We start from the raw sequence: 26,007 nt of genomic DNA, 5'->3' as shown, positions 1-26,007 counted from the left end.
AATTGCATGGCATTGATTGAAATGACTAATGTCAGTAAGAAGTATAAAAACAATGTATCGGCCCTGCGTGGGGTCAATGTCGAAATTGAAGAAGGCGAATTTGTCTATTTGATTGGGCATTCTGGAGCAGGGAAATCCTCTTTCATTAAAATGCTCTACCATGAAGAAGCGGTGACACGTGGCCAACTCTATGTCGGCAAGTACAACTTGTCTAAATTGCGCCGGCGTGAAGTTCCCCTCTTGCGCCGTAGCGTAGGCGTGGTCTTTCAAGATTACAAGCTCTTGCCACGTAAGACCGTCTTTGAAAATGTTGCCTATGCGATGGAAGTTATCGGTGTCAAACCGCGTCACATCAAAAAACGCGTTGCCGAAGTCTTGGACATGGTTGGTCTGACAGCTAAGGCCAAATCTTTCCCGAACCAATTGTCAGGGGGGGAACAACAGCGTGTCGCTATTGCCCGTGCCATGGTCAATATGCCACAGCTCTTGATTGCAGATGAGCCGACAGGAAACCTTGACCCTGAAAATGCCATCGAAATCATGGACTTGCTCGAAGAAATCAATAAGGAAGGGACGACCATCATCATGGCGACCCACAACAAGCAACTCGTCGATGCTTACCGCCACCGGGTTATCGAACTCAACGATGGTAAGATTGTTCGCGATGCCAAAGAAGGGGGATACGAATCTCATGATTAGACGTTTTTTCCGTCATATTAAAGAGTCCTTTAAGGGCTTGGGGCGTAATGGTTGGATGAGTTTTGCGGCCATTACGACAGTTGCGGTCACTTTGACCTTGGTCGGGTTGTTCGCATCCTTGATTATCAACGCTCAGCACCTGTCACAACAGGCGACTGGCAATATCCGTATCGCGGTTTTCCTATCGGATGGTTCTACAGATGCCGTCGAAACGGTTGCTGATGAATCAGGCAATCAGGTGGCCAATCCATACTACCATTTGGTTTACAACCAGATTGAAGCCATTCAAGGGGTTAAGAGTATTGAGTTTTCAAGCAAAGATACTGAATTAGCCAAGCTTGGTTCTGACTATGCGACCTTAGAAGGGGACCAAAACCCTCTGCAGGATGTGTATTATGTCACTATCCAAACGGCTAATCAGGCCAAATCCATTACCAAACAAATTCAAGCCCTTGATGGGGTTGACAGTGCCAACTACGGTGGTGATACGGCCCAAAACGTGATTAACTTTGCCAACTACATCCAGGTCGGAGGTACGGTTGCGACGGCTGTCCTGATTTTGGTGGCTATCTTCTTGATTTCCAACACCGTTCGGATGACCATCCTTTCACGGGGGAGCGAAATCCAAATCATGCGTTTGGTGGGGGCTAAAAAAGGCTATATCCGGACACCTTTCTTCTTTGAAGGGGCTTGGATTGGTCTGATTGGGGCTATCTTGCCAGCTGGAGCCGTCAGCTACTTGTACTTGCTGGCTAATGAATCTCTGGCAAAAGGCTTGGCAGAACAAAATCTGGCTCTCTATCCAGTCAACCAATTTCTACCTTATGCGGTAGGTGCCATTTTTGTCGCTGGGATTATCATTGGTGCCTTTGGGTCATTGATTTCCACTAGCCGTTTCTTGAAGATATAAAAAAGAGGTCTTGGACAGGTGTCCAAGGCCTTTTGTGATGAAAGAAAGGTCTAGCGCTAAAGCCGTCTAGTCTTTTTTGGCTTCTTCTTGTGAGTCGATGACGCTATCGGGCAGAAAGGAAATTTTTTGAATATCAGAAAGGGCAATCAGGTGAGTGGGACCTTGAGTGAAATCCCTCAGAACCAGTTGCGCTTTGGCGCTATCATAGCGCGTGATGGTTCCCGTCAAGGCCCCCTTATCGGTAATCAGGTGGATGGGGCGCTGGTTTTCCAAGGCAGTTGTCAGTTGACGGTCGATGCGTTTGAGACGGGCTTTTTCTTCGGGCGGGGTATGACTGGGGTCAATATAGTGCTTCAAATCTTTTTTTAAATGTTCAAGTAGTTTTTTCATCGTCTTTTCTCAAATAAGTTGTTAAAATAATTATAACGTATAACCCTAAATTTTTGCAAACGGTAGCGAATAAACCGGTAGGAGGATGATATATGGCTGAATTTAGCTTTGCAATCGAAGAACATTTACTAACCCTATCTGAAAACGACAAGGGCTGGACCAAAGAACTCAATCGTGTGAGTTTCAACGGGGCAGCGGCCAAGTACGATATCCGCTCTTGGAGCCCAGACCATGAAAAAATGGGCAAGGGAATCACCTTGACCAACGAAGAATTTCAAGTGTTGGTGGACGCTTTTAAAGGTTAATTGCTTTTCATAGGATAAAGAACCCGAGACGATAGTCTTGGGTTTTGAGATTGAAAATAAATCTTTATTAAGACTTCCCTTAGGTGAGTGACGGACGGTAGCGAACCCTGACGGATTCCATACCTTAACTTTGAGCCTAGGTCTCAAAGTTACCGAAGGCTTGAAACAAGCTTGTTTCAAGCCTTTTTCTCACGGCGGGAAGTCTTGCAGGTTGTTGCTAAGAACTGAAAACACCTTTTCCTATTTGTAGCCTTCCGTAGGATCTAGCGTTCTAAAAGTTTAGCAATGTTTCAAAACCCGAGACAGTCGTCTCGGGTTTTGAGATTGAAAACAAAATCTTATTAAGACTTCCCTTAGGTGAGGACGGACGGTAGCGAATCCTGACGGATTCCATACCTTAACTTTGAGCCTAGGTCTCAAAGTTACCGAAGGCTTGAAACAAGCTTGTTTCAAGCACTTTTCTCACGGCGGAAAGTCTTGTAGGTTGTTCCAAAAAACTGAAAATACCTTTTTTCTATTTGTAGCCTTCCGCAGAATCTAGCCATCTAAAAGTTTAGCAATGTTTCAAAACCCGAGACAGTCGTCTCGGGTTTTTTGTCGTATCTTAGCGTGATAAAATTGGGCGTAACCGTTGGGCGATGATGGCCACGACTACCATCTTGATCAGATCGATGAGAACAAAGGGAGCCACACCGGCATAAAAGGCAGCACTGGCATCCAGATGTAAAAAGGTCATGAGTCCCAGCCAACCGCAGAAGAAAGCGAGGGCATCGCCTAAGATAAGGTTTAAAAGCAACCACCAAAAGTTTTGTTTTTGTGGGTTGAGAAGCTCGTCCAGAGGGCAAAAAGACTAAAACCAATCAGGAAACCACCGCCAGCGCCTACAAAGCTAGCCCAACCGCCAGCGCCACCAGCAAAAACGGGTAAACCGATGGCACCAAGCAGGAGATAGGTAAGACAGGCCAAAAAGGCATCCAGAGGTGCTAGCAGGCTGGCCACTAAACCGACCGCAAAGGTTTGTAGGGTAAAAGGAATGCCGGGTAGAGGCACAGTAATCTGCGAACAAACAATCACAAGTGCAACAGCAATGGCCATGCGGGCCAAGCGCTTGGTTGATAAAAGAGACATAAAAATAAGTGTTACCTTTCTTAAAAAATAGGGTAACACTTATTATAAAGGATTTTTAAAACATGTCAACTACTAGAATAATATTGAGGATGGTTAAGAGTCCGGCAACACCGTAGCCAAGGGCTGAATTCCATTTGGCATTGGCATAATCTCCCATAATCTTTTTCTGAGAGGTTAAATAGACCAAGGGGAAAATGGAGAAGGGCAGGGCAATGGACAAGAAAACTTGTGAGTAGATGAGGAGGTTGTCCAGCGTGGTTTCTTGGTCTCCGAAAAGCAAGGCGACGACGATAACTGGCAAGAGAGCAAAGAGCCGGGTCACCAGACGAATGAGCCAAGCTGGCATACGTAGCTTGAGGAAACCTTCCATGACGATTTCACTGGTTAGGGTTCCTGTGATGGTAGAGTTTTGCCCACTCGCCAAAAGGGCAACGGCAAAGAGGGTTGCTAGAAAAGGACTGGCAATGCTCCCTGCGATGCTGGGAGTTTCAAGGGCATGGTACATGCTGGAAAAAGCCCCAATTTTTTCAGAGTGCCCGAAAAAGAGGGCCGCCCCAAGGATAAGCAAGAGGGAGTTGACCACAAAGGCCAAACTCAGTTGCAGGTTGGAATCCCAAGTCATAAACCGCACCGCTTGCTGAATGTCCTTGGGGTCATCATAGTCAACACGGCGGGTTTGTGAGATGGAAGAGTGCAGATAGAGGTTGTGTGGCATGACAGTGGCCCCTAGGATACCCAGGCTCAGGGTCAAACGACTGGACAAACTGCCTGTGGTTTGCGTGTCGAAGACAGAGAGCTGGGGCAGATAGCCCTGTAAAATCCCAGTCAGGCTAGGCTTGGACAAGAAAACCAAGTAGACGAAAATAATCAAAATCGTTGCGATCAAGGTGGAGACAATCGCTTCGATTTTTCGAAAACCGAGTTTCATCAAAGAGAGCAATAAAAAGACATCGCAAACCGTTAGTAAAATAGAAAAAAGCAAGTCCCAGCCAAAGAGCAGATGCAGGGCAATCCCAGAACCGATAACTTCGGCCAAATCGGTGGCCATGAGGGCGAGTTCAATAATGACCCAAAGCAAGTAGCGCAGAGGTTTGGGTAGATAGTGGGCCGTGGCTTGGGCTAGGTCGGACCGAGTGACGATACCGAGTTTTCCCGACATTTGTTGCAACTGCATGGCAATCAATGAAGAGAGTAGAATGACGGATAAGAGAAGGTAACGGTAGCTGGCACCTCCTTGGACGCTGGTAATCCAGTTGCCCGGGTCCATATAGCCGACAGCTACCAGCGCTCCTGGACCTAAAAAGCGTAGAAAGCTTTTCCAGAGACCTAGGTTTTTAGGGACTTGGATAGACTGGTTGATGTCTTGTAAAGACGTGCCCGCATGGGACGATAAATCAGATTGTTGTGACATACTTGTCTCGTTTCTAAAAGGGCTAACCCCTCACCTGTTTTACTGGGATTATAACAAAAAATAAGGGGCAATGAAAGCCGGTCTGTCTAGAAGAGGTGGGAAAGGCTGGCGTGACAGAAAGGGCTAGGGTTTCCAGTAGCGAATTAAGAGGAATTATATTAGAATAAAAGAGTTGATTAAAAGATAATGAGATGAAAAAGATGACAGAGCAAATGATAGGGCATGGGGATGCTCATAGCAAGATTATATTAATGGGGGAACACTCGGTGGTCTATGGTTTTCCGGCCATTGCCATGCCTTTACAGGGGATTCGGGTGAGCTGTCAGGTGACAGCCAGTGACCAGCCTTTTGCAGTGAACTTGACGGACCCCTTATCCACGGCGGTTTATGCTGCTCTAGAGCATTTGGGACAAGAAAATGCGCCCATCCGCTATGAGATTGTCTCTAATGTGCCCCAAAGGCGGGGGATGGGCTCGTCGGCAGCGGTTTCGATTGCAGCCATTCGAGCGGTTTATGACTACTTTGGGCAGACCATTAGCCATCAGGATTTGGAAATATTGGTCAATCAATCAGAAATTATCGCTCACACCAACCCAAGTGGGCTGGATGCCAAGACCTGCCTGAGTGATGAACTGATTAGTTACATCCGAAATGTTGGTTTTAAACGTCTGGCCTTTGAGGGCCAGGCCTATCTGGTCATTGCCGATACTGGGATTCATGGTCAAACCAGCGAGGCCATTCAAAAGGTGCAGGACCTTCAAGAAAAAGCTTTGCCTCATCTTAACCGCTTGGGCCTACTGGCTGAGCAATTTGAAGGGGCGCTTTTGGCTAGCGATTATCAGGGTATGGGAGAGAAAATGACCCAAGCCCATGCCAGCCTGAAGGCTTTAGGGGTGTCTTGTGAGGCCTCTGACCGACTGGTTGCTCAAGCCCTAGCGACAGGCGCTTTGGGAGCCAAGATGACAGGTGGCGGTCTGGGGGGCTGTATCATTGCCCTAGCTGACACGGAGTCTTTGGCCTTAGACCTCCAAAAAGAACTTAAGCAGAAAGGAGCCAAGCAAACATGGATCGAGAAAATGTAGCCGTAACATCCTATGCCAATATTGCGCTAATCAAATACTGGGGGAAGGCTGACCCTACCGCTATGCGGCCAGCGACATCTAGCATTTCGCTGACGCTGGAAGCTTTGACGACGGATACGGAGATAGCCCCTCTTTCCAAAGAAGCGACTGAGGATATCTTCTATCTTGACGGAGAGCGTCAAGGACAAGCCGAAACAGCTAAGGTGAGTAAGGTTTTAGACCGCTTTCGCCGGCCAGAAGACGGTTTTTGTGAGGTGCGTTCCGTTAACCATATGCCAACGGCAGCAGGCTTATCCTCTAGTTCGTCTGGTTTGTCTGCGCTTGTGCGAGCGGCCAATCAATTTTATCAGTGCCAATGGGATACCAAGCGGCTGGCCCAAGAAGCAAAGTTTGCTTCAGGCTCTTCAGCGCGTAGCCTTTATGGGCCAGTTGTGGCTTGGGATAAGGATAGTGGGGCTATTTTTCCTGTAAAGACAAATCTCAAGCTGGCCATGATTATCCTAGTGATTTCAGACCAGAAAAAAGCTATTTCTTCTCGTGAAGGCATGAAGCGGTGCGTGGAGACAGCCAGTAATTTCTCGGATTGGGTTACCCAATCGGCAAAAGATTACACCGCCATGCAGGGCTACTTGGCTGCCGATGATTTTGAGGCTGTTGGTCGCTTGACAGAAAGCAATGCTCTGGCCATGCATAGCACGACAAGGGCTAGCCAGCCACCTTTTAGTTATTTGACAAGTGCAAGTCAGGCAGCAATGGACCGGGTGCGTGCCCTGCGTGCCAGTGGCGAACGCTGTTATTTCACCATGGATGCTGGACCAAATGTCAAGGTGCTTTGTCTTGAGGAAGACTTAGACCGCTTAAGCGCGATTTTTGCCGAGGATTACCAAGTGATTGCCTCTAAAACGAAGGAACTCTCATGAGCATTACTGTAAAAGCGCCAGGGAAGCTTTACCTGGCAGGTGAATACAGCATCTTGACACCAGGTCAGTCAGCGCTTATTCTACCGGTTCCTCTTTATTTGACAGCCACGATTGCTCCGGCTAAGTCGAGACGCTTGTTTTCCGAACAAATTGGTCAGGTGGCCACCGGTCCTGAGGACACCCGCTACCAGCTCATCTATCAAGCGATTGCACTAGCAGAAACCTATCTTTTGCAGATGGGTTGGCTGAAAGAGAGATGTCCTTTTTCCTTGACCATTTCAGGGCAACTAGGGCAAGCGGGCAAGAAATTCGGCTTGGGGTCTAGTGGTTGTGTAGTGGTTGTGACTTTGAAGGCTGTCTTGGCTTTTTATGGTGTCACAGTTAGCTCAGACCTCTTGTTTAAGCTGGCCAGTGCGACGCTTTTGACCCTAGGTGATAATGGTTCGATGGGAGACATCGCCTGTATCACCACGGACCAAGTGACCTCTTACGTTTCCTTTGACCGTCAGTCGGTCAAGCAGTGGTTGGAAGAAGAAGCAATAGCACAAGTCATGACAAGAGACTGGGGCTATGAGATTAGCCCTGTAGCAAGTACTTTCCCAGCTACTGTCCTGGTCGGTTGGACGCAGAAGGCTGCCTCCTCGCAAGACTTGGTGGACCGTGTCAAGGGGAGTCAAGCGCCTGCGTTTTTACAAGTCATGGAAAAGGCTGTCGCTAGGCTGAAAGAGGCCTTGGAAGCGGGGCAAAAGGCACTTGCCCAGTCAGCCATCAAGCAGGCAGGTCAGGCCTTAAAGGACCTGGACCCCGCTATTTACACGCCTGCTCTAGATGCCTTAGTGGCACAAGCGCAGGCTTTAGACATTGCAGCTAAAAGCAGTGGAGCTGGCGGGGGTGACTGTGGGATTGCCCTAGTCTTTGACACAGCGCAAGCAAGGGCGCTCAGTCAAGCTTGGCAGACGGTTGGCATTGAGACCATTGCAGAGATTAACCTAGGAGAAACGTATGAATCGTAAAGACCAGCATATAGCCTATGCCTTACGCTACCAATCCCCCTATAATGCCTTTGATGACATGGAACTTCTGCAAAGTTCCTTGCCAGAGATTTCCCCACATCAGGTTGATTTATCAACAACTGTGCTCGGGGAAAAATGGGCTTTTCCCTTTTATATCAATGCCATGACAGGGGGCAGTGCCAAGGCAGAAAAGGTTAATCATAAGCTAGCGCAAGTTGCGCTGGCTTGTGATTTGGTCATGGTGACGGGTTCTTATAGTGCGGCTCTAGCAGGACAAGAACCAGCTTCTTTTCATTTGCGAGAGAGCTACCCTGACCTGCGTTTGGCGACGAATATCGGTCTAGACAAGACCCCTGAGCAGGCCCAGACAGTTGTGGCTGCCATGCAACCGCTTTTTCTCCAAGTGCATGTCAATCTGATGCAAGAATTGTTAATGCCAGAGGGGGAAAGGGAGTTTTCAAACTGGTTGCAACACCTCAACCGTTACCCTAAAGAGGTGACAAGCCCTTTGATGTTAAAAGAAGTCGGCTTTGGGATGGACCCTGAGACGCTGGCCCGAGCCCAAGCAGCTGGTTTTAAAGCGGTGGATATCTCTGGGCGAGGGGGAACCTCCTTTGCTTTTATCGAAAACCAACGCTCCAGTCATGGGCGTGACTACCTCAATGATTGGGGGCAAACAACGCCCTTGGCGCTTTTACGCAGTCAGCCCTATCAAGAGCAGTTAGAGGTCTTAGCTAGTGGAGGGATTCGCCAACCTTTGGATATGGTCAAAGCCTTTGTCTTAGGGGCTAAGGCTGTCGGGCTTTCTCGGACCATTCTGGAAATGGTAGAGCGTCAGCCCCTTGAGGAAGTGATTGCACAAGTCAAGGCCTGGAAAGAAGACCTTCGCCTCTTGATGACGGCCCTTAACGCCGCAAGTATAGACCAGCTTAAAGACCGCCCCTATCTGCTCTATGGTCGACTCAAAGAAGCTTGGGAGCAAGTCTCTGGAGAAATAGCATGCAAGAAATAAGACTAACAGATTGGTTAAATGGGCCTAAGGAAGCGGTCCTGCTGGATGTGCGTGAGACGGATGAATTTTGTCAAGGGCATGTGCCTGGTGCGCGAAATCTTCCTCTTTCTGCGATTGCCAGCTGGAAGGAAAGCCTGTCACCTCAGCAACCCTATGCTGTCATGTGTCAGATGGGCAGTCGGGCCCAGATGGCTGTGGAACGATTAGCAGAAGAAGGTTTTCAACAGTTACTGCTTGTCAGGGGAGGTTTTGGGACCTATCAAGGCCCAGTTGAGAAAGGAGATGGGCATGAATGACTTGCAAGAGGCCATTTTAGCCTTTAATCGCGAACGAGGCTGGGGTCAGGCGCATAGCCCAAGAAACTTGGCAACTTCAATCAGTATTGAGGCGGCAGAGCTTCTGGAAAACTTCCAGTGGCAGGATGCCCCCAAAGACATGACCAATGTTGCAGAAGAATTAGCAGACGTCTTGATTTATTCCTTGAACCTAGCCACTGTTTTAGACTTAGATGTCACTCGTATCGTTCAGGATAAATTAGCCAAAAACGCGCTAAAATATCCCCTACCGAAAGCCGATACCAAAACGGATAACTAAACTTTCCTCTTTGGGAGGGGACCTGGTTTAGAGGCTTGGTGAAGCCGTATGCAAGAGAAAGGAAATTATGGCCAAGGAGGATGTTTTTTCATATCTAAAAGAGTATGGAGAGGTCTCTTTTTTGCAAGAAGGGGTTAACGCGGTTGACCAGCTCTTGTTAAATGAACTCTGTTACCTGCCTTTGACAGGCCTCGTGTCGCCTGAGTTTAGTAGGGCTTCAGCCAAATCCTTGGCAAGTCTATCTGACCAAGTCCAAGAACGACAGGTTCTCTGGGACCAGAACCCAGGCCTTGCCACGACCAAACGGCGTGACCTTTTTCAGCTGATGTCTGAGCTTTCACGCTATAAGGACCTGCATTTTTTAGGCTATCGTGAGGAAGTATCCGTGGTTACCGAGCGACAGTTTGCAGCCGTGGTACTCACCATCCCAGAGATTAGCTACAGTCAAGTGGTCTTTCGGGGGACAGATACCAGTCTGATTGGCTGGAAAGAAGACTTCATGATGACCTATCGGTCGGAAATTCCGGCCCAAGAAATGGCGCAGGCCTACTTAAAGGAAGTATTAGCCAACTGGTCGACAGATTTAGTGGTGACAGGTCACTCAAAGGGAGGCAACCTAGCCCTTTACGCGAGCCTTCAACAAGACTCGGAGGCTGCCGACAAACTGCTAGCGCTTGTGACCTATGACGCCCCAGGGCTTCACCCTCGGATTTTGGCCAAAGACAGTGCTAACCCAATGCTTTCACGTCTGACCGCCTATCGCCCACAAGAATCACTGGTTGGGGTCATGCTGGAAATGCCTGAACAAACCAAAACCATTCAAAGTCGCGGGCAATTATTGATGCAACACTCGATTTTTAATTGGCAAGTGTCTGAGACGGCCCTAGTGCCAGCAGTCAAAGGCCAGACCTTGCTTAGTCAAACCATGGAGCGGGTGTTTGACCAATTTCTGGATGCCTTGCCAAATGCTCAATTGAAGCTCTGTGTCGATACTGTTTTTGACAGCTTGATTTTAGCAGGAGTTGCTGATTTGACAGATTTTCAGTCCAGTTTTATGACCAGTAGCCGTCGAGCCCTTGAAGGCCTGACAGGTATCCCGGCTGAAAAAAGACGAGCCGTCTTAGACGCCTTGGCCACCCTCATGAGCTTGATTTTTCAAGAGGGGGTTAAACAAGTTGGCGAAAAAGCAAAAAACAAATGGGATGTGCGAGAGGATATCAAAAAGCGCTTGGAGGCCTTTAGATGGGACGGTAAAAGCGATTAGAATAAATAGGTGACTGTATCAGTAGAAACAAACCCCCGGCAAGGTGTCCTTGTCGGGGGTATTTGTGTTTCTTTCACCAATCGCTCAGCGAGATTTCGCCACTGTTAAGCGCCATGCTTTCGCCATTGTCCAACTGAACGGTCAGAATACCTGCTTGGTCGATACTGCTGGCTAGGCCTTGATAGCTTTGGCCGTTTTGGGTAAAACTGACGGTTTTTCCGATGACGAGGGAATGGCTTTGGTAGGTGTCAAGGAGGACAGCTTCAGGGGTTTCTTTGAAAATATGTCCAATTTTGGCAATCAAGTCTTGTCGGCTGATAGGAGGCGTTTGGGTAAAGAGGCTGCCAGCCTTGTCTGCAATTTCCTTTGGAAAGTCTGTGATGTGAAAGTTGAGGCCCATACCGATGATGACTTGACCCACCAGCCCTGTCTCCATGTCCAACTGGCTCTCGGTTAAAATGCCAGCAATTTTTTTGCCATCAAGATAGATGTCATTGACCCACTTGATTTGTGGGTTCTTGCCTGTCAAGGCTTTGATAGCTAAAACCACGCTAGCTGCCGCCAGCAGGGTGTAGTTGGGCAGGTCCTCTAGAGGGCAGAAGGGCCGAAAACGATAACTGAGGTAGATGCCGCCTTGCTTGGGGGCAAAGAAAGGTCGGCCGAAACGACCAACCGCTGCGGCTTGACTAGGCGCCAGATAGAGGTGCTTGTCATCTGTGAGGTAGTCTGTCTTGGCATCGGTCTGCGTCGATTGGCTATCGGTCTTGAGGCTGACGGGAATGCCCAGCTCCTGACTTAATTGCTGAGGGATAAGCAAGTCTCCGGAAGCGATACGGTAGCCTTTTTTCTTGACGGAGTCAATGCTAACCCCTTCTTTTTCTAAGCGTTGGATACCTTTCCATATGGAAGTCCGAGAAAGGCCTAATTGCTGGGACAAGCGCTCCCCACTTACCCAGTCCTTTTCTTCTTTTAATAAGTTATAAATTTTCTCGTATGTTTTCATACTCTCAGTATATCACAAGTTCGCTAGGCGGAGGGTGATTGGAAAAACCTATCACAGACATAGGGGATTTCTATAAAAGAAAAAGCAGGAGCGCCTATTTTTATGGTATAATGAGTCCTGTTATTAAGTCCCGAAAAGGTGGTTTGTCCCAAGGACAGATCAGTGCTTTGTAACCTAGTAACGTCAAACAGACCCGGGTCTGTTAAAACTTTTTAAGGGGGACATTATATGTCAGAACGTAAACTTTTCACTTCCGAATCCGTATCCGAAGGGCATCCAGATAAGATTGCTGACCAGATTTCAGATGCAATTTTGGATGCTATTTTAGAACAGGATCCAGATGCCCATGTGGCGGCTGAAACAGCCGTTTACACTGGGTCGGTCCATGTCTTTGGCGAAATTTCGACCACGGCCTATGTGGATATCAACCGAGTGGTGCGTGACACCATTGCAGACATCGGCTATACCGATACGGCCTATGGCTTTTCAGCAGAAACCGTTGGGGTACACCCATCCTTAGTGGAACAATCTCCCGACATTGCTCAAGGGGTCAATGAAGCTCTGGAAGTTCGTGGGGATGCCGATCAAGATCCACTGGATCTGATTGGGGCAGGTGACCAAGGGCTTATGTTTGGCTTTGCCACTGATGAGACACCAGAATACCTGCCACTTCCCATTGCGCTGAGTCACCAACTGGTTAAACGTCTGGCAGAGTTGCGTAAATCAGGACAGATTAGCTATCTGCGTCCAGATGCTAAATCGCAAGTAACGGTAGAATATGATGAGGACGACCGTCCTGTTCGTGTCGATACTGTCGTTATTTCCACGCAGCACGACCCAGAAGTTGGTCAAGAACAGATTCGTCAGGATGTGATTGAACAAGTCATTCGTCAGGTTATTCCAGCCAAGTATTTAGACGACCAAACCAAGTTCTTTATCAATCCAACAGGTCGCTTTGTCATTGGGGGGCCTCAAGGGGATTCAGGACTGACAGGTCGCAAGATTATTGTCGATACCTATGGTGGCTATGCCCGCCATGGTGGGGGTGCCTTTTCTGGAAAAGATGCCACTAAGGTGGACCGTTCTGCCTCTTATGCCGCACGCTACATTGCTAAAACCATCGTTGCAGCAGGTCTGGCCAAGAAAGCCGAAGTGCAGTTAGCCTATGCCATCGGTGTGGCTCACCCTGTCTCTGTCCGTGTTGATACCTTTGGCACAGGAACCGTTAGTGAGGGTGAATTGGTCAAGGCCATTCGTCAGGTCTTTGACCTGCGCCCAGCGGGTATTATTCAAATGCTGGACCTCAAACGCCCTATTTATAAACAAACCGCAGCCTACGGACATGTCGGTCGAACAGACATCGACCTGCCATGGGAGCGTTTGGACAAGGTGGCAGCCCTTCAAACTGCTCTAGCAGATTAAACAAAACACCTGTCACAGGAGGTTGGGATAAAGTCCCAGCCTTTTTTTTTATGGGTAGCAAGTCACTAGAGGGGGTGTCGCTAGGAAAATCACCCCTTCGTCAAGGTTTCTATATTAAAGGAGTGGAAAGGGGTTGGTAATTTTTTTGAAAAATTCAGAAAACTTTGCATTTTCTGTCAAATTGCCTACTTCCCTTTTATGTAGCGTTGACTTTTGCTGAAAATAGGACTAAAATAACAGGGTAAAAAAATTAAAAGGAGAATTCACAATGAATTTTGCAATTTTGGCACTCGGTATTGCCTGTATGGGTGTATCTATCGGTGAAGGTATCTTGGTAGGTAGTTTCATGAAAGCTGCAGCACGTCAACCTGAGTTGTTCAATAAACTCCGTACCATGATCTTCTTAGGGGTTGGTTTCATTGAAGGAACCTTCTTTGTGACATTTGCCTTTACATTCTTCGTCAAATAAAGGCTCAGACCCATTTAGAAAGAAGGTGGACGAAAGTTGGAAGAAACTTTTCCAAGTGTAACCATTGGTCCTGTGACCTTTGACCTGACCTTGTTATGGATGTCTGCCCTGACGGTATTTCTTGTCTTTATCTTTGTTTATCTGGCTTCACGTCACATGACGCTCAAGCCTAAGGGGAAACAAAATGTCTTGGAGTGGGTCTATGACTTTGTTTATGGTCTCATCAAGGACAACTTAGGCGAAAAGTACGCCAAAAAATACCTCCTCCTCTACTTTAGTGTCTTTGCCTTGCTTTTGGTAGCCAATAATATTGGACTGATAACCAAGTTGACGTCTCCAAGTGGTGAGAACCTCTGGACGTCACCGACGGCTAATATGTTCTTTGATATTGGCCTTGCGATTATTATGTCCATCTGTACCCAAGCGATTGCGATTCGTGAAAATGGGTTCAAGGGCTACTTCAAAGAGTTTGTTACCCCTATCGGGATGACACCACTCAATATCATGGAAGAATTCACCAATATCATCTCACTAGCCTTTCGTCTCTACGGAAATATCTATGCGGGTGAACTCTTGGTGGGCTTGCTCTTGGTATTCGCTCGAACCAGTATTTTGGCAACACCATTTGCCTTTATATTCCTCTTGCTATGGGTGGCATTTTCTATGTTTATCTCCTGTCTGCAGGCCTATGTATTCATCCTGTTGACATCCACCTATTTGGGGGGCAAGATTAAAGAAGAAGAGGACTAAGAAAGGACAAACCTATGTTACCAACATTAGAAGCGTCAGGACTTGGGACCGTTATTGGAAACTTTATCATTGTGACCGGCGCCTTTGTCGTGTTGCTCTTTTTGATTAAAAAGTTTGCTTGGTCTCAAATCACAGCTATTTTCGAAGCACGTGCCCAAAAGATTTCAGATGACATCACCTCAGCCGAAGAATCTCGGATTCAAGCTCAAAGCCTGGCTGACCGTCGTCAGAAGGAATTGGTAGAGGCTAAGGATGAAGCTGGTAAAATCATTGACAATGCGCATGAAACCGGAAAGGCCCATGGGGATAAGATTATTGCCAATGCTCATGAAGAAGCCAACCGCCTAAAAGAAAAAGCACAACAAGATATTGCTCAAAGTAAGCAAGAAGCGGTATCTAGTGTCAAAGGTGACGTGGCTGACTTGACCGTGCGCCTAGCGGAAAAAATTCTCGCCAAAGAACTTGACGACAAAGCCAAACAAGATTTGGTTGACCGCTACTTGGATCAATTAGGAGATGCCTAATGGACAAGAAAAAAGAAGCGCTCCTTGCGCAATATGCCAAGAGTTTGGTCGAGGTCGCTATTGACCATAACCAAACCCAGACAATCCACGATGAGATTGAAGCGCTTTTAGCTGTTATGGCGGAAACTGACTTGGCAACTTACTTGCGTCAAGCCAATATCACTAAGGAACAGGCCAGTAAACTTCTTGGCTTTCTGGCAGAGCCCTGCTCAACCGAGTTGCAACGCTTTTTGACCATTATCGGTCAAAACAACCGTGAAGCGGACCTTGAAGCGATTTTAGAGGCTAGCTTAGCCCTCTTGGCTCAAGAGACAGGACACTACCCAGTCTTAGTGAAAACAGCAACCCCTTTACGAGAGGACCAAAAAGAGAAACTCTTGTCCTTAGCAAAATCACGCTTTGGTATTGCTTCAGGGGATTTGGTCGAAAGTGTGGATAAGACCCTCATTGGTGGATTTGTCATCAATGCAAAAAATCAAGTCATTGACACGAGTATTCGGAGTCAATTACAAGACTTAAAAACCAAATTAAAATAGAAAGTGGTGTGACTTTTGGCAATCAATGCACAAGAAATTAGTGCTTTAATCAAGCAACAAATTGAAGGATTTACACCAAATTTCGATGTCACACAGACAGGTGTTGTCACCTACGTCGGAGACGGGATTGCGCGTGCTCGTGGATTGGATAATGTCATGAGTGGCGAGCTCTTAGAGTTCTCAAATGGCGTTTATGGAATGGCACAAAACCTGGAAACCAGTGATGTCGGGATTGTCATCTTGGGTGATTTTAGTAGCATTCGTGAAGACGATATCGTCAAACGAACGGGTAAAATCATGGAAGTTCCTGTTGGGGAAGCCTTAATTGGGCGTGTTGTTAACCCTTTGGGACAACCAGTTGACGGACTTGGCGAGATTAAGACAGATAAGACACGTCCGGTTGAAGCACCAGCACCTGGTGTTATGCAACGTAAATCCGTTACAGAACCGCTCCAAACAGGTCTAAAAGCGATTGATGCCCTAGTTCCAATCGGTCGCGGGCAACGGGAATTGATTATCGGCGACCGTAAAACAGGTAAAACCTCTATCGCCATCGACACGATTTTGAACCAAAAAGACCAGGACATGATTTGTATTTATGTCGCAACCGGTCAAAAAGAATCAACCGTGCGTGCACAGGTAGAAACCTTGCGCCGTTTTGGGGCTTTGGACTACACCATCGTGGTGACAGCGTCAGCGTCTCAACCCTCACCTTTGCTTTACATTGCGCCATTTGCAGGGGTTGCGATGGGTGAAGAGTTTATGTACAACGGCAAACATGTTTTGATTGTCTATGATGACTTGTCTAAACAGGCCGTTGCCTACCGTGAACTGTCCCTCTTGCTCCGTCGGCCACCAGGTCGTGAAGCCTACCCAGGGGATGTTTTCTACCTGCATTCACGCTTGTTGGAACGTGCTGCAAAACTGTCTGATGAATTGGGAGGAGGCTCTATCACAGCGCTGCCAATCATTGAAACACAAGCGGGTGATATTTCAGCCTACATTCCAACCAACGTAATTTCCATCACAGATGGGCAAATTTTCTTGGAATCCAATCTCTTTTACTCAGGAACACGTCCCGCTATTGATGCCGGTTCTTCGGTATCACGTGTCGGAGGGGCTGCGCAAATCAAGGCCATGAAGCGAGTGGCAGGAACCTTGCGTTTGGATTTGGCTTCTTACCGTGAATTGGAAGCCTTCACGCAGTTTGGTTCTGACTTGGATGCAGCGACTCAAGCCAAGCTGAACCGGGGGCGTCGGACTGTCGAAGTCTTAAAACAAGGCGTTCACCAGCCATTGCCTGTTGAAAAACAAGTCTTGGTCTTGTATGCTTTGACGCATGGCTTTATGGATTCCGTGCCGGTTAAGGATATTTTGAACTTCCAAGAAGAGCTCTTTGCTTTCTTTGATGTCAAATACCCTGAACTGCTGAACACTATCGTTGAGACAAAAGACTTGCCTGAGGAGGCTGTCCTCGATGATGCGATTGCGACTTTCAAAGCCCAATCACCATATAATTAAGAGGGAGGTCGTCAATGGCAGGATCTCTTAATGAAATCAAGACGCGGATTGCGTCTACTAAAAAAACCAGCCAAATTACGGGTGCCATGCAGATGGTATCGGCTGCCAAGCTGAACAAATCTGAGCAAGCGGCTAAAGATTTTCAAGTTTATGCGACTGCGGTTCGTCAGATTACCAATGACTTGTTGAGTGGTATTCCGACAGGAAGTACCAGTAACCCTCTCTTGCAGGCGCGTCCAGTCAAGAAGACAGGTTATATTGTCATTACCTCTGACAAGGGCCTGGTCGGTGGCTATAATGCTAATATCTTAAAAGCAGTCATGCAACTTAAAAAAGAGTATCATCCCGATGGTGATGATTGCGAATTTATTTGCATCGGTGGGACAGGTGCAGATTTCTTTCGCGCTCGTGGCATCGAACCTGTCTTTGAGTTGCGAGGCTTACCGGATCAGCCAAGTTTTGAACAGGTTTCAAAAATTATTTCTAAATCGGTTGAAATGTACACCAATGAAATCTTTGATGAATTGTATGTGTGTTATAACCACCACGTCAATAGCATCACTAGTCAGGTGCGTGTTCAACAAATGCTTCCGATTGTCGAGCTCAACCCAGAAGATGAGGGTCAAGATGACCGGACCTCATTTGAATTGGAACCTGATCGCGATATTATTTTGGAACAATTGCTTCCTCAATACACGGAAAGCTTGATTTACGGGGCGATTGTGGATGCTAAAACAGCTGAGCATGCAGCAGGTATGACGGCTATGCAGGCTGCGACAGATAATGCCCACAATTTGATTAATGAATTGACCATTAAATACAATCGTGCCCGTCAGGCAGCGATTACGAATGAAATCACAGAAATCGTTGCTGGTGCTAACGCATTAGAATAAAAAGGAGGAAGCAATGAGCACAGGAAAAATTGTTCAAGTCGTCGGCCCTATTGTGGACGTCGTCTTTGAAGATGACCAACAACTCCCTGAAATCAATAATGCCTTGATTGTTTATACAGATGATGCCAAGACCCAACGTGTCGTTTTAGAAGTAGCGCTCGAAGTTGGTGATGGTGTCGTGCGGACAATTGCCATGGAGTCTACAGATGGGTTGATGCGTGGCCTTGAAGTCTTGGATACAGGACGCCCAATTAGTGTCCCTGTTGGTAAAGAAACCTTGGGGCGTGTCTTTAATGTCATTGGTGACACTATTGATAACGGGCCAGTCTTTGAACAAGACGACCGCCGAGATAGCATTCACCGTAAGGCGCCAACCTTCGATGAATTGTCTACAGCGACAGAAATTCTAGAAACAGGGATTAAGGTTATCGACCTTTTGGCCCCTTATGTCAAAGGGGGGAAAGTCGGCCTCTTTGGTGGTGCCGGGGTTGGTAAAACCGTCCTTATCCAAGAATTGATTCACAACATTGCGCAAGAGCATGGTGGGATTTCCGTCTTTACCGGTGTTGGGGAACGGACCCGTGAAGGGAACGACCTCTACTGGGAAATGAAAGAATCAGGCGTTATTGAAAAAACAGCCATGGTCTTTGGTCAGATGAATGAACCACCAGGAGCACGGATGCGGGTGGCCTTGACTGGTTTGACTATTGCGGAATACTTCCGTGATGTGGAAGGCCAAGACGTGCTTCTCTTTATCGATAACATCTTCCGTTTTACCCAAGCGGGTTCAGAGGTTTCTGCCCTTTTGGGACGGATGCCATCTGCCGTAGGTTACCAACCAACCTTGGCAACTGAAATGGGGCAATTGCAAGAACGGATTACGTCAACGAAAAAGGGTTCTGTCACCTCTATTCAGGCCATCTATGTGCCAGCCGATGACTACACTGACCCAGCGCCAGCGACAGCCTTTGCCCATCTGGATTCGACCACAAACTTGGAACGCCGTTTGACGCAACAAGGGATTTACCCAGCCGTTGACCCATTGGCCTCTACCTCAGCTGCCTTGGCGCCTGAGATTGTCGGTGACGAGCATTATGCGGTGGCTACTGAGGTACAGCGTGTCTTGCAACGCTATCGTGAACTGCAAGATATCATTGCTATCTTGGGGATGGATGAATTATCTGATGACGAAAAAACCTTGGTTAACCGAGCACGTCGGATTCAGTTCTTCTTGTCCCAAAACTTCCACGTGGCTGAAACCTTTACAGGACAACCAGGTTCTTATGTTCCAGTTGCTGATACGGTCAAAGGCTTCAAGGAAATCTTGGACGGAAAATACGACGACCTACCTGAAGATGCCTTTCGTTCTGTCGGTCGCATCGAAGAAGTGGTTGAAAAAGCCAAAAAAATGGGATTTTAGCGAGGTGAGATGATGGCAGAAATGACGGTTCGTGTCGTGACACCTGACGGTGAACGCTACAATCACCATGCAAAGTTTGTTCAGGCTGATACCTTGGCAGGTGAAATCGGGATTTTGCCAGGCCATGTGAACTTGATTGCCCCCTTAGACGTTAACGAGGTCCATGTGCGTCGGATTGATGATGATAGTCACATGGATTATATCGCAGTTAATGGTGGCATTATCGAGGTCAAAGACAATGTGGTTTCAATCATTGCAGACTCTGCCGAGAGAGACCGCGACATTGATGTCAGCCGGGCCGAAAGGGCCAAACAACGTGCGGAGGCGAAACTAGAAGAAGCACGCGCACATCAAGAAGATAATATCGATGAAGTTAAACGGGCGGAAGTGGCACTTAAACGCGCCATGAACCGTATCCGCGTAGCCTCATCACGCTAAGAAAAATGTCTGAGACTCCTGTCTCAGACATTTAAATTTGCTGATAAAATCTTTTTAACCCTTCCCTTAGGTGAGGGAGGAAAGGGAGCAAGGTCTGCTTGATTGCCTCGCTTAACTGTGAGCCTAGGGTCTTAAAGTTGCCAAACGCTTGAAACGTCACTGTTTCAAGCGTTTTTTCATGGCGAAAAGTTTGATGCTTGCTCGCTTAACTGGCAGTGTTTTTTAGTGGTCAAGCCTTGTAGAACGACCACTAAAATCAGTTTATCACAGTACTAAAAGCTCACCTAGGTTGCCCTTTGCTTGTTTTTACCTTGCTTGATTTCAAAGGGGTTTTCGAGCGAGTAGGGTTGCAAATTGCAAAGCGATAGGATTGCCATTGGCATCTCGTTTATGGAGATGTCCCAGGTTTTCGTTGTAGGTGATGACTTCCCAGTCTTTATAGTAGTCTGCTAATTCACCCTCTGAAAAGGTAAACCCAAAGAAAGGCAGGTTGCAAGGGTAGGCATCCGTGCTCATGGCACAAACGATGAGGTTGTAACCACCAGGAAGGGTATGATTTTGCATATCTGTGATAACATCAGGAATGCGCTCGGCCTGTAAAAACATCAGGACGACAGTCGAGATGATAACATTGTAGTCGTCAGTAAGTTTGGCTTGATTGATGTCATAGAGGCCTGTGGTGACATCCAGTTGTTCTTGCTCAGCTATGTCATCAATAAGAGCCAGCCCTTGAGGGTTGCGGTCCAGTGCGGTGACTTGGTGGCCCTGCTGAGCTAAATAAAGGCTATTTCGGCCAGAGCCTGCCCCTAGGTCCAAGACCTTTCCGCTTTCCCAGAGCGGTGCTGCAGCGAGGACTTCCGAGTGGGTTTTACCGAGATTGTATTTTTTAGAAAAATAGTCTTCAGGTTGGCAGTAAAAAGTGATGTAAAATTGACTATCGTCCGTCAAGAGGGCTACCTTGTGCCAAGCTTGTGGTGAGACAAATGGGGTAGGTGTTTCAGGGGTAAAGACTGTTTCTGAAAGGGTTTCACCAGATTCGGTCAGTTCAGAAAAGCGTAATTGACCGGCTAAAATCGTGAGTTTAGCCCAGGTTCCTTCCATGGTATTGTGCTGGTTGAGAACCAAGTCTGGAACAGTGGCCTTGTCCCAGGTAGGCATAACCTTGTAGGCCACGAGTTTATCGGTAGTGATGGATGTTGTCATAGAGTCTCCTTAGGAAGCTAAAAAACTAGGAATCAGATACCACGCGAGGCCTGCTAGGATAGCAAGGGCGCTAATCAGGGCATCCATGCGATAAGAATAAGGTGAGGTCTTGTGATAAACAAGACTCAGTATCAGGCCAATGAAGCCTAAAGTCATGGCAATCAGGGGAGATAACCAAGAAGTAACGATACCGGCAAGGCCGTAGACGAGTGCAGTTTTTTTCTTAAGTGGTGTCATCAGTTCTCCTTTTGAAGGTGCTTTCATTGTATCATATTTTAGCTGGTAAAAGCTTCCTTCTTTTTTAGGCTGAAAAAGATTCCATGCTATAAAACGGTTACACGTCGGTCAGTCCTTTTTTTTGCCAACAATTGTGATATACTTGTAGGCGAATCATTTAAAGATAAGAGGAAAACATGACCAAACTAAGAGAAGATATCCGTAACGTTGCGATTATTGCCCACGTCGACCATGGGAAAACAACCTTGGTGGATGAGTTGCTCAAACAATCACATACGCTGGATGAACGTAAAGAACTGCAAGAGCGTGCAATGGATTCCAACGACCTTGAAAAAGAACGTGGAATTACCATCTTGGCTAAAAACACAGCGGTCGCTTATAATGGGACACGCATCAATATCATGGACACACCTGGACACGCGGACTTTGGTGGAGAAGTTGAGCGGATCATGAAAATGGTTGACGGGGTTGTCTTGGTAGTGGATGCTTACGAAGGAACCATGCCACAAACCCGTTTTGTTTTGAAAAAAGCTTTGGAACAAGACCTTGTCCCAATCGTGGTTGTTAATAAAATTGATAAACCGTCTGCACGACCAGCTGAAGTCGTTGATGAAGTCTTAGAACTCTTCATCGAACTTGGTGCCGATGATGACCAATTGGATTTCCCAGTCGTTTATGCGTCAGCCATCAATGGAACATCATCTCTTTCTGATGACCCAGCTGATCAAGAACACACCATGGCACCAGTCTTTGATACCATCATTGACCATATTCCAGCACCGATTGACAATTCTGATGAACCTTTGCAGTTCCAAGTGTCACTTTTGGACTACAATGATTTCGTCGGTCGTATCGGTATCGGGCGCGTCTTTCGTGGGACTATCAAGGTTGGTGACCAAGTTACCCTGTCTAAACTTGACGGGACCACTAAGAACTTCCGTGTAACCAAACTCTTTGGTTTCTTTGGCCTAGAACGCCGTGAAATCGATGAAGCTAAGGCGGGTGATTTGATTGCCGTTTCTGGTATGGAAGACATCTTTGTCGGTGAAACCATCACACCAACTGATGCTGTGGAACCACTTCCAGTCTTGCACATCGATGAGCCAACCTTGCAAATGACTTTCTTGGCCAACAACTCACCATTTGCTGGACGTGAAGGTAAATACGTTACCTCTCGTAAAGTCGAAGAACGCTTGTTGGCTGAGTTGCAGACAGACGTATCCCTGCGTGTTGACCCAACAGATTCACCAGACAAATGGACAGTATCAGGTCGTGGGGAATTGCACTTGTCAATCCTGATTGAGACCATGCGTCGTGAGGGCTATGAGCTTCAAGTGTCACGTCCTGAAGTTATTATCAAAGAGATTGACGGTGTTCAAATGGAACCATTTGAGCGTGTGCAAATTGATACCCCAGAAGAGTACCAAGGGGCTATCATTCAATCCTTGTCTGAACGTAAGGGCGATATGTTGGATATGCAAATCGTTGGCAATGGTCAAACCCGTTTGGTCTTCTTGGTGCCTGCACGTGGTCTGATTGGCTACTCGACAGAATTCTTGTCTATGACACGTGGTTATGGAATCATGAACCACACCTTTGACCAATACTTGCCAGTTGTTCCAGGCGAAATTGGCGGTCGTCACCGTGGGGCTTTGGTTTCTATCGATACAGGTAAAGCAACAACTTACTCTATCATGTCTATCGAAGAACGGGGAACAATCTTTGTCAATCCGGGAACCGAAGTTTACGAGGGAATGATTATCGGTGAAAACTCTCGTGATAACGATTTGACCGTTAATATTACCAAAGCAAAACAAATGACCAATGTGCGTTCGGCAACTAAGGACCAAACAGCGGTGATTAAAACACCACGCATTTTGACCTTGGAAGAATCCTTGGAATTCCTCAATGATGATGAATACATGGAAGTGACGCCAGAATCCATTCGTTTGCGTAAGCAAATCTTGGATAAAAACGCCCGTGCTAAGGCACAAAAAAAGAAAAAATCAGCTGAATAGCCGATAGGAAGGGCTTGATGAGATGGTCTATCTGATTATTTCGCTGCTTATTTTGCTCTATTACTTTTTCTTGGCACCAGCCACTATTAAAAATACCATGGGTGTCATTTTACTAGTAGGCCTGCTTGCGCTCTTACTGGTTTTAGCGGTATTGAGTTTTATGACTTTCTTGGAGCTTCCTGCTGAAGTCTTTGTGGTCTTGGGCATGGTCGCGGTTTCTTACTGGAGCTTACGAGATGTTTGGCGTCTCAAGCCCCTGACCAAGTCAAAGTCAGTCAAGCGTTGATAACTGCTATGTTAAGCATCTCGGACCATGTCCTAGATGCTTTTTTCATGCTTGAAATCCTTGAAAAAGTCGGGTATTCAAGGTAAAATGAAACAGACTATAGATGTTTAAAGAAAAGGGCGAAGACATGAAAACAATCTCAACATTTCAAAATAAAAAAGTACTGGTTTTAGGTTTGGCGAGGTCAGGTGAGGCAGTAGCCCGCCTTTTAGCCAAGTTAGGGGCGATTGTCACGGTCAACGATGGCAAGCCTTTCGAAGAAAACCCAGCGGCTCAAGCCCTCCTGACGGAAGGGATTACTGTCATCTGCGGTGAGCACCCTGTAGCCCTTTTAGATGAAGATTTTGAGCTTATGGTGAAAAACCCAGGCATCCCTTATAGCAATCCTATGGTGGTTCGGGCTCAGGAAAAGGGCCTACCGGTTTGGACAGAAGTCGAATTAGCCTACCAAGTTTCAGAGGCACCTATTATTGGCATAACCGGCTCAAACGGGAAAACAACTACGACCACTATGATTGCAGAGGTCTTAAATGCTGCAGGACAATCAGCCCTCTTATCAGGAAATATTGGTTTTCCGGCTAGTGAGGTAGCCCCAAAAGCGACGGCAGCGGATAAGTTGGTCATGGAGTTGTCTTCTTTTCAATTGATGGGCCTTGACCGCTTTCATCCGCATGTTGCTGTCATCACCAATCTGATGCCGACTCACTTGGATTACCATGGTGATTTTGAGGCCTATGTAGCGGCCAAATGGCACATCCAAGATCACATGACAGCTAAGGACGTCCTGGTCTTGAATTTCAATCAGGATTTGGCCAAAGACCTGGCTCAAAAAACGCAGGCCAGTGTGTTGCCTTTTTCGACCAAAGAAGTGGTTGATGGGGCCTATTTACAGGAGGGGACCCTCTTCTTTAAGGGAGAAGCGGTTATGTCAGCTTCTCAACTGGGGGTACCTGGTAGCCATAATATCGAAAACGCTCTAGCGACAATCGCTGTGGCCAAAAGTTATGGCGTGGAAAATGCGGTTATTGCCAATGTTTTGTCTGAGTTTGGTGGCGTTAAGCACCGTCTGCAAAATCTGGGCAAGGTTGATGGGGTTGCTTTTTACAACGATAGCAAGTCAACCAATATCTTGGCAACGCAAAAGGCCCTATCAGGCTTTGATAATGCTCAGGTGGTCCTAATTGCGGGTGGGCTAGACCGTGGCAATACGTTTGATGCTTTAGCGCCTGATGTCGCCGGTCTAAAGGCGATGGTGGTATTGGGAGAAACAGCGCCTAAATTGACCCAATTGGCGGAGAGTCTGGACATCCCAGTTTACCAAGCGCAAACGGTGGCCAGTGCTGTCCCGCAGGCTTTTGCCTTGGCACAAGAAGGCGATACGGTGCTTTTGAGTCCGGCTAACGCCAGTTGGGATATGTATCCGAATTTTGAAGTTCGCGGTGATGAATTCATCGCAGCAGTTGCAGCACTAAAGGAAAACTAATGGCAAAAAAACGGATTGTATTAACAGGTGGTGGTACCGTTGGCCACGTGACCTTGAATTTGGTTTTAATTCCTAAATTGCTTGAAGATGGCTGGGAAGTCCACTACATTGGTAATAAAAAAGGGGTGGAGTATGAGCGAATCGCTGCCTTTGGCGATCGTGTGACCTTTCATAGCATTGCGACAGGTAAACTACGGCGCTATTTTTCCCTACAGAATCTCTTGGACATCTTTAAAGTTAGCTGGGGTGTTGTCCAATCACTCGGCTTGCTCTTGCGCCTTCGGCCACAGGCCCTTTTTTCAAAAGGGGGCTTTGTTTCAGTGCCGCCAGTTGTAGCTGCTGGGCTCCTTAAGGTACCTGTCTTTGTCCATGAGTCAGACCTTTCTATGGGATTAGCCAACCGGATTGCGCTTAAATTTGCGACAGTTATGTATACGACCTTTGATCAGGAATCAGCTCTGAGCAAGTTGAAACCAATCGGTGCAGTGACCAAGGTGACAGCGTCCGACCAGACAGTTTCGTCTGAAAACTTAAAAGCAGTTCTTGCCCAAATGGACAGCCAGCGGCCTACCCTTCTCTTTATTGGGGGCTCGGCTGGAGCGCAGGTCTTTAATGATTTTGTCAGCCAAACGACGCAACTAAGGTCTTTGTATAACATCATCAATATCACAGGTGATGCTTCATTGAATACCTTGGAAAAGGGACTCTATCGTACGGATTATGTGACAGAAGACTACCAGGCCTTGATGGACCTTGCCGATGTTGTTGTGACACGCGGGGGCTCTAATACCCTCTTTGAATTGTTAGCCATGCGAAAATTGCATCTCATCATTCCTCTGGTCAAGGGAAGTCGGGGCGACCAAGTCGAAAACGCCCGGTATTTTGTGGACAAGGGCTATGCCGTAAGTTTGGATGAAGCGTCCTTAACTTTTGAGGATTTTCAGGCACAAATTCAAGACCTTTTGACGCATCGCGATCATTACCTGACAGCCATGGCCCAAAGTACGGAAATCACGTCGCCAGAAGCCTTTTATGAGGAACTCATGTCGGCAATTCAACAAGCAAAAGGAAGATAA

Annotated in this window: 28 protein-coding genes and 1 pseudogene; 23 read left to right on the top strand and 6 right to left on the bottom strand. The window is 47.1% G+C overall.

What is annotated here, in order from left to right:
* The first annotated feature begins 6 nt into the window (after positions 1-6).
* Positions 7-699: a cell division ATP-binding protein FtsE gene (gene ftsE, locus STRDD12_RS04445; protein WP_066915536.1), complete on the top strand. Its 693-nt coding sequence runs from the start codon at positions 7-9 to the stop codon at positions 697-699.
* On the top strand, positions 692-1,609 hold the full coding sequence (gene ftsX / locus STRDD12_RS04440; RefSeq protein WP_066915535.1) for a permease-like cell division protein FtsX: 918 nt from the start codon (positions 692-694) through the stop codon (positions 1,607-1,609). The genes ftsE and ftsX overlap by 8 nt, the downstream gene beginning before the upstream one ends.
* A gap of 66 nt (positions 1,610-1,675) precedes the next feature.
* On the opposite strand, the gene STRDD12_RS04435 is transcribed toward ftsX, so the two are convergent.
* Entirely contained in the window at positions 1,676-1,999 is a 324-nt protein-coding gene (locus tag STRDD12_RS04435; RefSeq protein ID WP_066915532.1) for a hypothetical protein, read from the bottom strand.
* A gap of 92 nt (positions 2,000-2,091) precedes the next feature.
* Between STRDD12_RS04435 and STRDD12_RS04430 the strand changes: the two genes are divergently transcribed.
* The gene (locus STRDD12_RS04430; RefSeq protein WP_066915531.1) at positions 2,092-2,304 is read left to right on the top strand and encodes a YdbC family protein; all 213 of its coding nucleotides are present in this window, start codon (positions 2,092-2,094) and stop codon (positions 2,302-2,304) included.
* Between the two features lie 604 nt (positions 2,305-2,908).
* Here the strand turns inward: STRDD12_RS04430 and STRDD12_RS08565 are convergent.
* A pseudogene (locus tag STRDD12_RS08565) lies at positions 2,909-3,399 on the bottom strand (biotin transporter BioY).
* Positions 3,400-3,487: 88 nt separating this feature from the next.
* Positions 3,488-4,843 (bottom strand): Nramp family divalent metal transporter, encoded by a 1,356-nt coding sequence (locus STRDD12_RS04415; protein WP_066915521.1) that lies wholly within the window; start codon positions 4,841-4,843, stop codon positions 3,488-3,490.
* 200 nt (positions 4,844-5,043) lie between these two features.
* Here STRDD12_RS04415 and mvk point away from each other — a divergent pair, with 200 nt between their 5' ends.
* The 7 genes from mvk (at position 5,044) to STRDD12_RS04380 (ending at position 10,728) form a co-directional block, all read left to right on the top strand.
* Positions 5,044-5,925 (top strand): mevalonate kinase, encoded by an 882-nt coding sequence (mvk, locus tag STRDD12_RS04410; RefSeq protein ID WP_066916227.1) that lies wholly within the window; start codon positions 5,044-5,046, stop codon positions 5,923-5,925.
* On the top strand, positions 5,907-6,845 hold the full coding sequence (gene mvaD / locus STRDD12_RS04405) for a diphosphomevalonate decarboxylase (protein ID WP_066915519.1): 939 nt from the start codon (positions 5,907-5,909) through the stop codon (positions 6,843-6,845). Before mvk ends, mvaD begins: the two co-directional genes overlap by 19 nt.
* Positions 6,842-7,858, top strand: a complete 1,017-nt coding sequence (locus tag STRDD12_RS04400; RefSeq protein WP_066915517.1) for a phosphomevalonate kinase — start codon at positions 6,842-6,844, stop codon at positions 7,856-7,858. Before mvaD ends, STRDD12_RS04400 begins: the two co-directional genes overlap by 4 nt.
* Positions 7,848-8,870, top strand: coding sequence for a type 2 isopentenyl-diphosphate Delta-isomerase (gene fni / locus STRDD12_RS04395; protein WP_066915516.1), 1,023 nt, complete (start codon positions 7,848-7,850; stop codon positions 8,868-8,870). The genes STRDD12_RS04400 and fni overlap by 11 nt, the downstream gene beginning before the upstream one ends.
* Positions 8,858-9,166 carry a rhodanese-like domain-containing protein gene (locus tag STRDD12_RS04390; RefSeq protein WP_066915515.1) on the top strand — a complete coding sequence of 103 codons (309 nt, stop codon included), beginning with the start codon at positions 8,858-8,860 and terminating at the stop codon, positions 9,164-9,166. The genes fni and STRDD12_RS04390 overlap by 13 nt, the downstream gene beginning before the upstream one ends.
* Positions 9,159-9,464 carry a nucleotide pyrophosphohydrolase gene (locus tag STRDD12_RS04385; RefSeq protein WP_066915514.1) on the top strand — a complete coding sequence of 102 codons (306 nt, stop codon included), beginning with the start codon at positions 9,159-9,161 and terminating at the stop codon, positions 9,462-9,464. The genes STRDD12_RS04390 and STRDD12_RS04385 overlap by 8 nt, the downstream gene beginning before the upstream one ends.
* A gap of 67 nt (positions 9,465-9,531) precedes the next feature.
* Positions 9,532-10,728 carry an Mbeg1-like protein gene (locus tag STRDD12_RS04380; protein ID WP_066915513.1) on the top strand — a complete coding sequence of 399 codons (1,197 nt, stop codon included), beginning with the start codon at positions 9,532-9,534 and terminating at the stop codon, positions 10,726-10,728.
* Between the two features lie 73 nt (positions 10,729-10,801).
* Here the strand turns inward: STRDD12_RS04380 and birA are convergent, their stop codons facing one another.
* A complete protein-coding gene (gene birA, locus STRDD12_RS04375; protein ID WP_066915512.1) occupies positions 10,802-11,731 on the bottom strand; it encodes a bifunctional biotin--[acetyl-CoA-carboxylase] ligase/biotin operon repressor BirA in 930 nt (309 codons plus the stop codon).
* A gap of 228 nt (positions 11,732-11,959) precedes the next feature.
* Between birA and metK the strand changes: the two genes are divergently transcribed.
* The 9 genes from metK to STRDD12_RS04330 all read left to right on the top strand — a co-directional run bounded on the left by metK (position 11,960) and on the right by STRDD12_RS04330 (position 19,704).
* Positions 11,960-13,153, top strand: coding sequence for a methionine adenosyltransferase (gene metK / locus STRDD12_RS04370; protein WP_066915511.1), 1,194 nt, complete (start codon positions 11,960-11,962; stop codon positions 13,151-13,153).
* 268 nt (positions 13,154-13,421) lie between these two features.
* A complete protein-coding gene (locus STRDD12_RS04365; RefSeq protein ID WP_066915509.1) occupies positions 13,422-13,622 on the top strand; it encodes a F0F1 ATP synthase subunit C in 201 nt (66 codons plus the stop codon).
* A gap of 36 nt (positions 13,623-13,658) precedes the next feature.
* Entirely contained in the window at positions 13,659-14,372 is a 714-nt protein-coding gene (gene atpB, locus STRDD12_RS04360) for a F0F1 ATP synthase subunit A (RefSeq protein WP_066915500.1), read from the top strand.
* Positions 14,373-14,386: 14 nt separating this feature from the next.
* Positions 14,387-14,896, top strand: coding sequence for a F0F1 ATP synthase subunit B (gene atpF / locus STRDD12_RS04355; protein ID WP_066915498.1), 510 nt, complete (start codon positions 14,387-14,389; stop codon positions 14,894-14,896).
* Entirely contained in the window at positions 14,896-15,432 is a 537-nt protein-coding gene (locus tag STRDD12_RS04350) for a F0F1 ATP synthase subunit delta (RefSeq protein ID WP_066915496.1), read from the top strand. Before atpF ends, STRDD12_RS04350 begins: the two co-directional genes overlap by 1 nt.
* A 15-nt stretch (positions 15,433-15,447) precedes the next feature.
* Positions 15,448-16,953, top strand: a complete 1,506-nt coding sequence (gene atpA, locus STRDD12_RS04345; protein ID WP_066915494.1) for a F0F1 ATP synthase subunit alpha — start codon at positions 15,448-15,450, stop codon at positions 16,951-16,953.
* Positions 16,954-16,967: 14 nt separating this feature from the next.
* Positions 16,968-17,846 (top strand): F0F1 ATP synthase subunit gamma, encoded by an 879-nt coding sequence (locus STRDD12_RS04340; RefSeq protein WP_066915492.1) that lies wholly within the window; start codon positions 16,968-16,970, stop codon positions 17,844-17,846.
* Between the two features lie 13 nt (positions 17,847-17,859).
* Positions 17,860-19,266: a F0F1 ATP synthase subunit beta gene (gene atpD, locus STRDD12_RS04335; RefSeq protein WP_066915490.1), complete on the top strand. Its 1,407-nt coding sequence runs from the start codon at positions 17,860-17,862 to the stop codon at positions 19,264-19,266.
* 12 nt (positions 19,267-19,278) lie between these two features.
* Entirely contained in the window at positions 19,279-19,704 is a 426-nt protein-coding gene (locus tag STRDD12_RS04330; protein WP_066915488.1) for a F0F1 ATP synthase subunit epsilon, read from the top strand.
* Positions 19,705-20,025: 321 nt separating this feature from the next.
* On the opposite strand, the gene tehB is transcribed toward STRDD12_RS04330, so the two are convergent.
* Both tehB and STRDD12_RS04320 read right to left on the bottom strand, forming a co-directional pair.
* Complete coding sequence (tehB, locus tag STRDD12_RS04325; RefSeq protein ID WP_066915486.1) at positions 20,026-20,907, bottom strand: SAM-dependent methyltransferase TehB; 882 nt, start codon at positions 20,905-20,907, stop codon at positions 20,026-20,028.
* A 9-nt stretch (positions 20,908-20,916) separates the two neighbouring features.
* Complete coding sequence (locus STRDD12_RS04320) at positions 20,917-21,144, bottom strand: hypothetical protein (RefSeq protein ID WP_066915484.1); 228 nt, start codon at positions 21,142-21,144, stop codon at positions 20,917-20,919.
* Positions 21,145-21,320: 176 nt separating this feature from the next.
* Here STRDD12_RS04320 and typA point away from each other — a divergent pair, with 176 nt between their 5' ends.
* The 4 genes from typA to STRDD12_RS04300 all read left to right on the top strand — a co-directional run bounded on the left by typA (position 21,321) and on the right by STRDD12_RS04300 (position 26,007).
* Positions 21,321-23,162 (top strand): translational GTPase TypA, encoded by a 1,842-nt coding sequence (gene typA / locus STRDD12_RS04315; protein ID WP_066915482.1) that lies wholly within the window; start codon positions 21,321-21,323, stop codon positions 23,160-23,162.
* A 22-nt stretch (positions 23,163-23,184) separates the two neighbouring features.
* Positions 23,185-23,448: a DUF3165 family protein gene (locus tag STRDD12_RS04310; protein WP_066915480.1), complete on the top strand. Its 264-nt coding sequence runs from the start codon at positions 23,185-23,187 to the stop codon at positions 23,446-23,448.
* A gap of 127 nt (positions 23,449-23,575) precedes the next feature.
* Complete coding sequence (gene murD, locus STRDD12_RS04305; protein ID WP_066916225.1) at positions 23,576-24,931, top strand: UDP-N-acetylmuramoyl-L-alanine--D-glutamate ligase; 1,356 nt, start codon at positions 23,576-23,578, stop codon at positions 24,929-24,931.
* Positions 24,931-26,007 carry a UDP-N-acetylglucosamine--N-acetylmuramyl-(pentapeptide) pyrophosphoryl-undecaprenol N-acetylglucosamine transferase gene (locus STRDD12_RS04300; protein ID WP_066915478.1) on the top strand — a complete coding sequence of 359 codons (1,077 nt, stop codon included), beginning with the start codon at positions 24,931-24,933 and terminating at the stop codon, positions 26,005-26,007. Before murD ends, STRDD12_RS04300 begins: the two co-directional genes overlap by 1 nt.

Origin of the sequence: Streptococcus sp. DD12 (assembly GCF_001578885.1) — a bacterium.
Classification (GTDB): Bacteria; Bacillota; Bacilli; order Lactobacillales; family Streptococcaceae; genus Streptococcus.
Note: the sequence above shows the minus strand (reverse complement) of the source record. Positions and strands in the feature narration are given on the sequence as shown.

Excerpts from the sequence above, each read along its gene's own strand:
- fni (WP_066915516.1), top strand. The coding sequence starts at position 7,848 with ATGAATCGTAAAGACCAGCATATAGCCTATGCCTTACGCTACCAATCC.
- STRDD12_RS04350 (WP_066915496.1), top strand. The coding sequence starts at position 14,896 with ATGGACAAGAAAAAAGAAGCGCTCCTTGCGCAATATGCCAAGAGTTTG.
- STRDD12_RS04435 (WP_066915532.1), bottom strand. The coding sequence starts at position 1,999 with ATGAAAAAACTACTTGAACATTTAAAAAAAGATTTGAAGCACTATATT.
- STRDD12_RS04300 (WP_066915478.1), top strand. The coding sequence starts at position 24,931 with ATGGCAAAAAAACGGATTGTATTAACAGGTGGTGGTACCGTTGGCCAC.
- atpD (WP_066915490.1), top strand. The coding sequence starts at position 17,860 with ATGAGCACAGGAAAAATTGTTCAAGTCGTCGGCCCTATTGTGGACGTC.
- STRDD12_RS04310 (WP_066915480.1), top strand. The coding sequence starts at position 23,185 with ATGGTCTATCTGATTATTTCGCTGCTTATTTTGCTCTATTACTTTTTC.
- tehB (WP_066915486.1), bottom strand. The coding sequence starts at position 20,907 with ATGACAACATCCATCACTACCGATAAACTCGTGGCCTACAAGGTTATG.
- murD (WP_066916225.1), top strand. The coding sequence starts at position 23,576 with ATGAAAACAATCTCAACATTTCAAAATAAAAAAGTACTGGTTTTAGGT.
- STRDD12_RS04385 (WP_066915514.1), top strand. The coding sequence starts at position 9,159 with ATGAATGACTTGCAAGAGGCCATTTTAGCCTTTAATCGCGAACGAGGC.
- ftsE (WP_066915536.1), top strand. The coding sequence starts at position 7 with ATGGCATTGATTGAAATGACTAATGTCAGTAAGAAGTATAAAAACAAT.
- STRDD12_RS04320 (WP_066915484.1), bottom strand. The coding sequence starts at position 21,144 with ATGACACCACTTAAGAAAAAAACTGCACTCGTCTACGGCCTTGCCGGT.
- mvaD (WP_066915519.1), top strand. The coding sequence starts at position 5,907 with ATGGATCGAGAAAATGTAGCCGTAACATCCTATGCCAATATTGCGCTA.
- STRDD12_RS04430 (WP_066915531.1), top strand. The coding sequence starts at position 2,092 with ATGGCTGAATTTAGCTTTGCAATCGAAGAACATTTACTAACCCTATCT.
- STRDD12_RS04415 (WP_066915521.1), bottom strand. The coding sequence starts at position 4,843 with ATGTCACAACAATCTGATTTATCGTCCCATGCGGGCACGTCTTTACAA.
- STRDD12_RS04330 (WP_066915488.1), top strand. The coding sequence starts at position 19,279 with ATGGCAGAAATGACGGTTCGTGTCGTGACACCTGACGGTGAACGCTAC.
- birA (WP_066915512.1), bottom strand. The coding sequence starts at position 11,731 with ATGAAAACATACGAGAAAATTTATAACTTATTAAAAGAAGAAAAGGAC.
- mvk (WP_066916227.1), top strand. The coding sequence starts at position 5,044 with ATGACAGAGCAAATGATAGGGCATGGGGATGCTCATAGCAAGATTATA.
- STRDD12_RS04380 (WP_066915513.1), top strand. The coding sequence starts at position 9,532 with ATGGCCAAGGAGGATGTTTTTTCATATCTAAAAGAGTATGGAGAGGTC.
- STRDD12_RS04390 (WP_066915515.1), top strand. The coding sequence starts at position 8,858 with ATGCAAGAAATAAGACTAACAGATTGGTTAAATGGGCCTAAGGAAGCG.
- metK (WP_066915511.1), top strand. The coding sequence starts at position 11,960 with ATGTCAGAACGTAAACTTTTCACTTCCGAATCCGTATCCGAAGGGCAT.
- STRDD12_RS04340 (WP_066915492.1), top strand. The coding sequence starts at position 16,968 with ATGGCAGGATCTCTTAATGAAATCAAGACGCGGATTGCGTCTACTAAA.
- atpF (WP_066915498.1), top strand. The coding sequence starts at position 14,387 with ATGTTACCAACATTAGAAGCGTCAGGACTTGGGACCGTTATTGGAAAC.
- typA (WP_066915482.1), top strand. The coding sequence starts at position 21,321 with ATGACCAAACTAAGAGAAGATATCCGTAACGTTGCGATTATTGCCCAC.
- STRDD12_RS04365 (WP_066915509.1), top strand. The coding sequence starts at position 13,422 with ATGAATTTTGCAATTTTGGCACTCGGTATTGCCTGTATGGGTGTATCT.
- STRDD12_RS04400 (WP_066915517.1), top strand. The coding sequence starts at position 6,842 with ATGAGCATTACTGTAAAAGCGCCAGGGAAGCTTTACCTGGCAGGTGAA.
- ftsX (WP_066915535.1), top strand. The coding sequence starts at position 692 with ATGATTAGACGTTTTTTCCGTCATATTAAAGAGTCCTTTAAGGGCTTG.